Below are 10,833 nucleotides of genomic sequence, written 5' to 3' on the forward strand. Positions count from 1 at the left end.
CCAAAAAATAAAACCTTCAAAAAACCCGCAGGCTCAAGCCTGGGGCTACACGGACAAAGCCCGCCTGCGCGGGCTAAAAGAGCCTTGTTAGGTGCGATCGCATCAAAGCAAGGATGATTTATTTGTTGGAATCCCCTCAGGTTCCTGATTTTCAGCAAGCAACAGGAAAAAGACATTTTCTAGGCCCTTCTCAAATCGCAGGGTTTTGGCGATATCATGTCGCTCGGAAAATAGAGAATCTACTATAATCATATCAGGTTTGACCGCTCGTGCTTTTTCAATGCATTCCGGACCACTTGAGGCTTCGGTGACGATATAGCCTTTCGCTTCTAGGACATCGGCTAAAAGTTTGACCGCAGAAACATCCTCATCCACGACCAAAACTTTCTTTTTGGAGGTTTCCTGGGAGAGGAGAAATCCAATTTGATTGAGTAAGTCCTCGCGATCAATCGGTTTGGTTAAATAGCGATCGACTCCGAGACGATAGCCTCGCTGTTTATCTTCGATAATCGAGAGGATAGCGATGGGTATATGCATCGTATTGGGGTCATTTTTGAGAACGGCTGCCACGTCAAATCCACTAATTTGCGGCATCATTACATCTAATAGAATCAAGTCCGGGGGGGTGGCTTTCACTTGAGCGATCGCCTCCATGCCGTCTTTAGCTTCTCGCACAAGATAGCCCGAGGCTTCTAATTCCTGGCGCAGCAGGGAGCGAATGTGAGCCTCGTCATCCACCACCAGAATTGTTTTCGGGCGATCGCTACGGGGATGTTCGGGATGGGGGACGATGGTTTGTTTCAACTGCTGGACTAGGGTCTGGAAGTTGAGTTTTTCCGGGGTTGGCAACCCACTCTCTGGGGTCAGAGGCAGGGTAAAAGAAAACGTGGTCCCGGATTCTCCCTCACTTTCTACCCAAATCTGACCCTGATGATGTTCGACAATCTGTTTACAAATCGGTAATCCCAGTCCCGTCCCTTTCGGTTTGTCCGTGAGGGTATCGCCGACTTGCTTAAATTTCTCAAACACGGTTTCTTGATATTCCGGGGGAATCCCGATGCCGGTATCAATCACCGAGATTTCGAGTTGCTCGTTCTGGAGTTGCGCCCGGACGGTTACGGATCCGGTTTGGGTGAATTTGACGGCATTGGAGATGAGATTAATTAGCACTTGTAATAACCGATCGCGATCGCCCATCACCTCGGGCAATCCGCTATCAATCTCTCGGATTTGCTCCAATCCACTATTTTGAAACAGGCTGGAGGTGGCAGAAAAAGCGCGTTCCACCAGTTCGGAGACTGCCAAGGGCTGCATTTGCCAATCCACTTTTCCCGCTTCCATTTTGGCAATATCTAGCACATCGTTAATCAAATTGGTCAACCGTTCCCCTTCGGAGATAATAATATTGATGTTATCTCCCACTTGGGCAACGGCTTTCTGAGTTTTGCGATCGGCTTCCTGGAAGCTGGGTAAAATCTTGTCTTGGAGTTTTTTCTGAATTAGTTTGGCAAAACCGACTACAGAGGTGAGAGGAGTCCGCAGTTCGTGAGATACGGTAGAAATAAAATCAGTCTTCATGCGATCGACTTCTTTCTCCGTGGTGATATCGCGAATCAGGATGACAGTCCCAATACAGTCGCCCGCATCGACTTCTGAGGACTCATTGGGTAAAATTGAAGTCGCCACAGCTTTCCCCACGCGCTCAAAGGCGAGATCGATTTCTGCGGTGAGCACTTCGTTGGGAGCATTAACACTCTGGGCGATCGCTTGGGTGAGGTCCAGGGGCAGCAGTCCTGAACAATGTTTCCCCATCACCTCACTTTCGGGGCGGTCAAACATTGCCAGCAAGGCGGGATTGACGCGGGTAATCAAACCCTGGGCATCGGTAACCAGCAGTCCATCGGCTATATTCGTGATAATCGCACTTAAATAGGCGACGGTATCCTGCACTTGTTTCACCGCCCGGGCCAGTTCTAGGGAAATGGCTGCCTGTCCCGATAACATTCCTAAGACTTCCAGGCGATCGCGGGTAAAGGCCCCGGCTGCCCGGTTATTTTCTAAATACAGTAACCCAACGCGCTTGCCTTGATGGACAATCGGGGTACATAAAATCGATTTAACTTGATGGTGAACAATATAGGGGTCAGTGATAAACAGTCCTTCTTCAATAGCATTATTGAGCAGCAGGGCTGTCTCCGTGCGAGCAACATAGTTAATCAGTCCCAAGGGCAAATCTGAGGAGTTTTCTAGGGGTATAGAGGGCAGTAAGGTCACTTGGTCATTCTCCACACTTCCCTCAGCCACCCGGACAAATTTACCCTGGCGATCGAGGAGTAAATGCCCGGTTTGAGCGCCAGCATTTTCGATGAGAATATGCATTAACTTTTCCAGCAAGGTTTCTAAAACAATTTCCGAAGAAATCGTTTGCGAGGCTTTCATAACCGTAGCAATATCAAGTAAAGCCGGATTGCCAACGGTCGTGGCGTGTTCTGCCGTGGTGGTTGAACTGAAATCTGCCGAGGCACTTTCTCGAATCGATGCTCTGACTAACAGGTCTGGATAGGTTTTATCTAGTTGCTGAACCTTAGCTGTCGCCCCCCAAAGACTATAGTGATAACGGGCATCGGTGAGATAAGTTTTGGCAATTTTCATCCGTCCTAAGCCGAGATAAAACTTGGCGGCCAGTTCGTTAGCGATGGCTTCAATTTGTAAATAGCCCTGGTCTTGGGCGCAGGCGATCGCCTGGTCATAAAGCTCCATTGCCTCTAAGGGACGGTCGCTAATTCGGGCCATTTCTGCCTCAACCAACAGATACTTATGGAGAAAATTCTCTTTCCCCGTTTCTGCCCATAGTTTGAGGTTTTGGCGATTTTGAAGGAGACTATTCCACAGGCTGGCTTTTTCCTCGTCCTGCGCCGTTGGATAAAGGGCAGTCAGAATTAAGGAATAATAGAAATAATGTTGGGTCATGCTGAAAAAGCCGAAATTTGTCCCAATGGTTTCATCGGCTTGACGGGCCACAATTAACGCGGCGGGATAGTCTTCCTGGAGAAACAACACCAGAGTTTTGAGTATCCAAAACCAATTCATGCCCACATAAAATTGATTGTCTGCCCAAAGTTTTAGGGTAGCGCTTTCATTGTAATCCGGGCTATTCAGGGTAATCGGGCTATCGGTTAGTCCCTGTAAGTTTAAAACCGTCTGTTGCAAGGTGCGATAACCGGCGATCATATTGCGATCGTTGGTTTCTTCGATAAATTTGAGGTAGTTTTGCGACTTCTCATAAACCTCGGGGAGTCGGTTTCCGATAATTAATTTCGTCCACACCTGATAGGTAACCGCCCAAACTCCAAAAATAATATCCCCCATTTCCAAACTGACCTTATAGGACTCTCGATACAAGGGTAAATTGGTCTGGAGATGTTGCCAGAAGGGATTAATGGTATGGGCGAATATATTATTGATTTTCGGAATGAGGGTATGGTTTGGAAATTTCTCCCGCAATTTTAAGGCTAAATCCCCAAATTGATAAGCCGCTTGATAGTCCTGAGCACCGGCTAAAATCATGCCATAGACGACATAACCAAAGGCAGAGACATCCACGGGTCCATAGTTTAAGGTGAGGCTGACCATTTTTAATCCCATTAATTGCAGCCAGTCGGGACGATTGGCAAAATAGGTGGCGGTCCAGGAATTAACCAGTAGGTTCATGGCGACCTTTTTATCCGGGTCGGTCATTTCGGGAACGTTCAATAAATCGGGGATATTTTTGCCGATGAGGAGGGTCTCCACGGTTTCCCGTTCAGCAACAACCGCAGCGGGTAAGTCCTCTTCCTGGCTGGGAAAATAGAGTCCAAAATCCTTTAATCCTTCGATACCTAATTCCACAGCTTGATAATAATTGTCCCCTTTGGTCATGCAAGCGGCGATATAGATGGAATAGATTTCTGCCCGTTCAAAGCGAGATTTGGCGTGAGCTAAGGCGCGGTTAAAGAGGCGTTCTGATTCGTCAAAATTACCGACTAAATATTGACATTCTCCTAGTTCTCGGTGCAAGGAAAAGGTTAGGTCATAATCGGTTTCCCAAGGCTGGGTATCTAACAGGTCCATGCCTAGGCTAAAGTGAACGATCGCACTGTGGTAGGCGTTGGAGGCTTGGGATTTTTGACCGGCGATCGCATTCAATTGGGCGAGTTGGCGTTTCTCCTCGGCTGACTGTAGTAATTCCACCCCCATATTCAAATGATTGACAATATCAAAAATTTTCTCCTCTCGTTCAGTTTCTGGGGTATTTTGGAGGAGAAGCTGGCCAATTTTCAGGTGAACCGCTTTTTTCTGGGCCTCGGGAATCAGCGAATAGGCGGCTTGTTGGACGCGATCGTGCAGGAATTGATAACTGACTTCAATTCCTTCCAAATTGTCGGAAACCGTAGGAATTTTATAGGTTTCACTTAAGGGTAACACTAACCCCTCTTGTAAGGCTTCCCACAAATCTCCCGCCGTCAAAGCAGGCGATCGCTCTCGAACAATCGCCAGAATATTCAAATCAAAGCGGTTGCCAATACAAGCGGCTAATTTCAAGGCATTTTGGGAGTTTTCGCTAAATTGGCGAATCTTACTCACCATTAATTCGACCACGTTATCCGTAATTCCAATCCTGCGAATCTGCTCTATATCCCACTGCCAAACCCCTTGATTAAAATCAAAATAAAGCAAGTTCTCTCGATGGAGAGATTTAAGTAACTGCGTCAGAAAAAACGGATTTCCCTGAGTTTTTTTAAACAACAGTTCTGCTAAGGGATTGGCTTGCTCTTGACTACAACTAAAGCTATCGGAAATCAACGCCGTGACATGAGTTACTCCTAGAGGTTCGAGTTCAATGGTGGTGATTTTAGCCCCCATTTTCTCAATTTCCTCAATGGTGAGCATAAAGGGATGGGTAGGACTGACTTCATTATCGCGATAAGCCCCAATCATTAATAGGTGATGACTTTCCGCATCAGTCATCAGCAATTCCAGCAGTTTTAAGGAAGCCGAATCTGCCCATTGTAAATCATCCAAAAACACAACCAGGGGGTGTTCTGGTTGGGTAAATACATGAATAAACTCTTTAAACACTCGATTAAATCGATTTTGAGCTTCACTCGGTCCCAAGGGAGAAATCGGCGGCTGTTTACCAATAATTGATTCCACTTCGGGAATCACATCAATAATCATTTGACCGTTTTCGCCCACTGCTGCTAAGAGTTTCTGTTGCCATTGGGCAATTTGTTCCGGGGGTTCTGTGAGTAATTGTTGAATTAAGGATTTGAAGGCTTGAATCAGAGAAGCGTAAGGAATATCCCGCTTAAACTGGTCGAATTTTCCGGCGATGAAATACCCCCGTTGACGAACAATGGGTTTATGAACTTCATAGACAATACGGGTTTTGCCAATGCCAGAATACCCGGCAATTAAAATCAATTCAGCGGTTCCCAACTGGACTGAAGGAGTTGAGGCATCGGGTTGACTCTCCCGGGAAACCGAGGCGATGCGATTAAAGGCTTCTAGGAGGCTGGCTACTTCGCGATCGCGTCCGTAGAGTTTTTGGGAAAGGACAAATTGACCACTTTTATCCCATTGTCCTGGCTTGAAGTTTTGGAGGGCATCCAGGTCGTTTAAATGAGTTAAACAGTATTCTAAATCTGCTTTAATTCCATAAGCACTCTGATAACGGTCTTCCGCAGTTTTTGCCATTAACTTCATGACAATCTCGCTCAAAGCCTGGGGAATTTCCGGCATTAAAACATCCAGCGAAACCGGCTGCTTGGCAATATGACAGTGAATTAATTCTAACGGATCTTCGGCAATAAAGGGCAATTGACCCGCCAGCATTTCATAAAAGGTAATCCCTAATGAATAGAAGTCGGTGCGATAGTCTAAACATCGGTTCATTCGCCCGGTTTGTTCCGGGGACATATAGGCGAGAGTTCCTTCCAGGAGGGTGGGATGAGGGTTGAGGGTTTGAGTTTCTCGCCAGAGGCGGGTGGCAATGCTAAAGTCAGTAATTCTAATGCTCAAAGGTTGAGCGTGATTCAGAATGATCAGATTGGAGGGTTTAATATCTTTATGAACGATTTGAGCTTGGTGCAGTTCTCCCAGGGTTTCTGTTAACTGAATAGCAATGTGTAAAAAAGTTTCTAGTCCTAGCTTTTTCGTCAGGAGGAGTTGTTTGAGGGACTGGCCCCCTCGATCGTCAAAGACCAGCATCAAGGTATTGTGAACGGGTTCGATCGCCAAGGGTTTGATGATCCGATTAATCTCTAAATTGCTGGTAATTTCATATTCATGTTTTAACCGGGCTAATTCTTCCAGACTCGGATATTCCGAGGCTAAAGCTTTTAAAATCACGGGTTTTTGGTCAGATTTACGAATCGCTCGATAAATCAAGGTTTTGCTTCCCGCTTGAATTTCTTCGGTGATTTGATAGCCAGGAATGGAGAGAGAAATTTTCGGATTAGTCATGGGGATTCGGTAATTTTAGAAGGATAATTCGGACGATCGCTGCCTTTTAACTCAGCGCGATCGCCCCTAAACTCCCTGTTTTGATCGCCACAGCGATCGCCCCGGAGATAGGGACGTCCAGAAGCCACAAAATACCGCCTTGTAGATCAGCGCCTCTAAACCGTCTGCGCGTTGCACCGATGGCGAGGGATTTCGTAGATGCTGCACCCCTCAAATTTTATCGACGGATATTAATGCTTTACTATAGAACACTCAAAAAATTTTAGCAATTTTGGATGTGATGGACCACCGTTTTAGGCTCACTCATCCTGGTATTCCTGTCCAAAAAACTTACCCTCCCTTGGCTTGGGGACTGGACAATGGGCAGTTCAATGATAAATTTTGCCCCTTGATTCGGTTCGGAAATGCACTCTAATGTTCCGCCGTGTTTCTCTACGACAATCTGATAGCTAATGGACAAGCCGAGTCCCGTCCCTTTACCCACTGCTTTGGTGGTGAAAAAGGGGTCAAACAGTCGCCGACGCACGTTTTCCGTCATGCCAATGCCATTGTCAGCAATGGTAATCCGCACCCGGGGAGAACCCGCATTTTCCAAGGGTTCGCCATCCCTATCGAACTCGGGAAAATCAACCTGTTCCGTGCGAATCCGGAGGGTCGGCAAGATTTTGGATTTACTCCCTTTACCGGAGGACATGGCTTCTTCCAAAGCATTGATCGCATTGGCAATCAGGTTCATAAATACTTGATTCAGTTGACCCGGATAACACTCCACCAGAGGCAGGTCCCCATCTTCAAAAACCAGTTTAATGGGCAACCGTCCTGGTTGAGCATTTAAACGGTGCTGTAAAATCATTAAGGTACTCTCAATCCCATCCCGAATATTAGCCCGCTTCATGTCTGATTCATCCACGCGAGAGAAGAGTCTCAAACTTTGAACGATCGCCCGAATTCGGTCCGTTCCCAACTTCATACTCGCGAGCAATTTGGGCAAGTCATCCATCAGGAACTCCACATCCATTTCTTCGATCGCCTCTGCCAGTTCTTGGGCAGGTTCAGGATAATATTTTTGATAGAGATGGAGCACGGTCAAAAGTTCTAACGTATAGTTATTCACATGAACCAAATTCCCGTGAATAAAATTAACTGGATTATTAATTTCATGAGCAATTCCAGCCACTAACTGTCCGAGTCCAGACATCTTTTCACTCTGGACCAGTTGGGCCTCGGTTTGCTGTAATTCCACCAGGGTTTTTTCCAGTTGTTCGGCTTTTTCCCGGGCAACTTGGGCGCTGTGGAGACTTTGTTGATAGAGTTGCGCTTGGTCGATGGCGATCGCCAGTTGATTGCCCACGGCTTCTAACAATTCGATTTCATCATCACTCCAAGGCCGAATTTTGCTACTGTTGGCACAGGCGACAAACCCCATTTTCCCCAGTCGAGTCTCGATGGGAACGGCCAAGATTGAACTCACATCTTGTTTGAGAAAAAACTGCCGCATTACGGAATCGGTTAATTTCGATACATCATCCACTCGCACAATTTCCATTTGCACCAGTTTTGATGCCAATCCTCCGACTTCGCTGGTGGCGTAGTCGCCGATCAGACTGGGTAAAGCGGGATGCTTGGCTTCATTAATCACTTGCCAATAATCTGACGTATGCAGGGTTAAGTGAGTGAGATCGCCGGGAGGGGGTTGTAAGGACCGTTCTGAGGACGGTTCTGGGGGCCTCTCATCGGGTTCGGTCGATTCCCAGGACCTAATGTTCGATTTCGCCGGTTTATACCAGGCGAACAAACAGCGATCGACCCGTAACAGGTTGCGAATTTCGGTAACTGCTGTTTCTAAGATGCTACTCAGTTCCAGAGACTGGCGAATTTGGGTCGCCAAGCGAAATAAAATCGCCTGCCTGCGGCTTTCTTTGAGTTTGTTTTCGTGGGCTAAAGCCGCGATCGCACTGGCCGCTTGGGAGGCTAAGGCGGTCAATAATTTTAAATCTTCAGCCGTATAGCCGAGAGATTCCCGGTTGCCGATCGCGATCGCCCCGATGACTTTTTCCTTGGTTTTCAGGGGGACGCACATCACCGAAGCCACACCCGGGGGTTCATTGGGGCCTGATTCTGGGTCCAACTCCCATAAAATATCATTGACAATTTCTCCGCGTCCCGTCTCCACTGCCCGATTCACCAGAGTAGCCGTCGCCCCTAACGCGCTGAAACAGTCTCCTGCCGGACCGAATGCCTGAATGGATTCTAGGCGATCGCTCCCTTCCTCCCACAACATCACCGCCCCACTACTAGCTTTAATGCCCCGTTGGGCTTCTTCTAGTACAATCGTGGCAACTTCTTTAATATCTAAACTGCCAATGATTTTTTCAGAAATGTTATAAAGTAGAGTTAACTCTCTATATTTTCCTAGAACTTCTCGGGCTAACGCTTTTTTTTCGACCTCTTGGGTTGCCAAACAAGAAATCATTGAGGCGATCGCACAGACTTTTTCCCCGCCACAAACCCACCCGATCGGTTCTCCATTTACCACAACCGGGTATTTACTGAAATTTGCATCTAGCTCCCCTACAATAACCGCCCCTCCTTCATCCAAAAGGGCGATCGGGCTATCCAGTGCGGTCACGCAACCCTCAATTGCCGACCGGATTTCTTTTTTGCCATACAGTTTTTTAAGTGTAAATACCATCGATTTTCTCCTCGGGTCATAAGGGTCGCGCCAACTTCACCCTTAATTTTTTATTAAACTTTTTCTTTGCTCTGTCTAGCTTAACTCAGAACCCTCCATCAAAGCAGCCTTGTTCAAAAAATTACACAGTTAGTTTAGCTCCAGTCCATAAGACGCTCGGGAACCAAATTCGCTCCCTAACCCTTTCGGGGTTGCCTTCAGATGACCGGCGTGAAGGAGTCCCGAAGAACGTTTTTAGTCACCCCTTCAAGGAGGTGTTTTTGATGACCGGCGTGAAGAAGTCCCGAAGGACATTTGTAGCCACAATAAACCCGGTTGTCAACCCCGGGTTCGGGCAAAAGGGGCCTCTCATCTTCAGATCCGGAGGAATTAGAGGCCCTAGGTTTAGGATTCCCCAATCGGCCCAGGTATGCAAACCCAAGAGTTTGAACCTTTAAATATACCCTTGGGTCTAAACCCTCAGAATTCCCACATCCTTGAGGAAAAAGTCACAGGTGCTCACCGTGTCAGCAAAGGTAGTTACAAAGGAGCCATCCGATTCGGACCTGGTAAAGTCTTGTCAAAACAGGGATTTCCCTGGGGGCGATCGCCTCTTGAGCCAGGACTGTTTTCGTCAGCTATACCGGCGCTATCAACATCAGGTGCGATCGACCCTCTACCAACTCTGTGGGGCACCGGAGATCGATGATTTGGTACAGGAGGTGTTTTTAAAAGTCTGGAAAGGATTGCCGAAACTCCGGCAACCCGCCTACTTCTCCACTTGGCTGTATCGGATTACCTGGAATGTCGCCACCGATCGCCGTCAAGGGTTTGTCAAAGAACAGGCCCAACACCGAGGATCCATCGCCTTGCTCCAAGAGGACAGCAGCAGCGATCGGCCTCCCCAGTCCGAAACCCCCGATTTGATGCACTTACATTACCAGGATTTAGTGCAACGAGGACTAGAATGTTTAAGTTTCGAGCATCGGGCAGTTTTGGTCCTTCATGACCTCGAAGACCTCCCGCAAAAGGAGGTAGCTCAAATTATGAACATCCCCGTGGGAACCGTTAAATCCCGGTTGTTTCATGCCCGAGCTTCTATGCGAAAATTTCTGGAATCCGAAGGAGTGCAACTATGAATCAACCCCCAGAAAAAACAGACTGTCTCGTAGATTTTTTACGTCAACATCGCCCGGATATTCCCCCTGCTTCCCCGCAATTAGAAGCACGAATTCTAGCCTCCATTGCAGGCGATCGCGCAAGGACAAGGCGTTACTCGCCCCGACTTCTCTGGCTGATTGTCCCCTCAATTGCTGCTAGTTTATCCCTCGCCTTTTGGGGGATAAAGCCGGGAATATTTTCTCCTGAGCCTGTCAGCGATTTAGCTCAAATTGAAGCGTTCATGGAATATACCTGGAATGGTTTATTACACGATGAAATGCTCGAATCATCTAATGATTGGCTGTTGGTGGAAGAAGAAAATATTTCCCGCTCAGATAGGGATTGATTTTGGAGAAAATTTACCCTCGGTCCGGTTTTTAAAATCTCAACAAATTCAGGTTGAATCCAGAACCTTTTTGTTTTGAACTCGGTCTAAAAGTTTAAGTAAAACGGGAGCATCTCAATTTGTTCAAGAGACCTAACCCCTAGCCCTATCA

At 47.2% G+C, this 10,833-nt stretch carries 5 protein-coding genes; 2 read left to right on the forward strand and 3 right to left on the reverse strand.

What is annotated here, in order from left to right; genetic code table 11:
- Positions 1 to 102: 102 nt before the first annotated feature.
- From NG833_RS27175 to NG833_RS27180, 3 genes are all read right to left on the reverse strand, one after another.
- Positions 103 to 6,504, reverse strand: a complete 6,402-nt coding sequence (locus NG833_RS27175) for an AAA family ATPase (protein ID WP_254568397.1) — start codon at positions 6,502 to 6,504, stop codon at positions 103 to 105.
- Positions 6,501 to 6,632 carry a hypothetical protein gene (locus NG833_RS30675; protein WP_256556181.1) on the reverse strand — a complete coding sequence of 44 codons (132 nt, stop codon included), beginning with the start codon at positions 6,630 to 6,632 and terminating at the stop codon, positions 6,501 to 6,503. Before NG833_RS30675 ends, NG833_RS27175 begins: the two co-directional genes overlap by 4 nt.
- A gap of 134 nt (positions 6,633 to 6,766) precedes the next feature.
- Positions 6,767 to 9,196: a GAF domain-containing protein gene (locus tag NG833_RS27180; protein WP_254568398.1), complete on the reverse strand. Its 2,430-nt coding sequence runs from the start codon at positions 9,194 to 9,196 to the stop codon at positions 6,767 to 6,769.
- 494 nt (positions 9,197 to 9,690) lie between these two features.
- Between NG833_RS27180 and NG833_RS27185 the strand changes: the two genes are divergently transcribed.
- The gene (locus tag NG833_RS27185) at positions 9,691 to 10,314 is read left to right on the forward strand and encodes a sigma-70 family RNA polymerase sigma factor (protein WP_254568399.1); all 624 of its coding nucleotides are present in this window, start codon (positions 9,691 to 9,693) and stop codon (positions 10,312 to 10,314) included.
- A complete protein-coding gene (locus tag NG833_RS27190) occupies positions 10,311 to 10,682 on the forward strand; it encodes a hypothetical protein (protein WP_254568400.1) in 372 nt (123 codons plus the stop codon). The genes NG833_RS27185 and NG833_RS27190 overlap by 4 nt, the downstream gene beginning before the upstream one ends.
- The last annotated feature ends 151 nt before the right edge of the window (positions 10,683 to 10,833 follow it).

Source organism: Oscillatoria sp. HE19RPO, assembly GCF_024220515.1.
In the GTDB taxonomy this organism is placed as follows: Bacteria; Cyanobacteriota; Cyanobacteriia; order Cyanobacteriales; family Laspinemataceae; genus Laspinema.

Coding starts and splice junctions, on each gene's coding strand:
- NG833_RS27180 (WP_254568398.1), bottom strand. CDS start 9,196: ATGGTATTTACACTTAAAAAACTGTATGGCAAAAAAGAAATCCGGTCG.
- NG833_RS27175 (WP_254568397.1), bottom strand. CDS start 6,504: ATGACTAATCCGAAAATTTCTCTCTCCATTCCTGGCTATCAAATCACC.
- NG833_RS27190 (WP_254568400.1), top strand. CDS start 10,311: ATGAATCAACCCCCAGAAAAAACAGACTGTCTCGTAGATTTTTTACGT.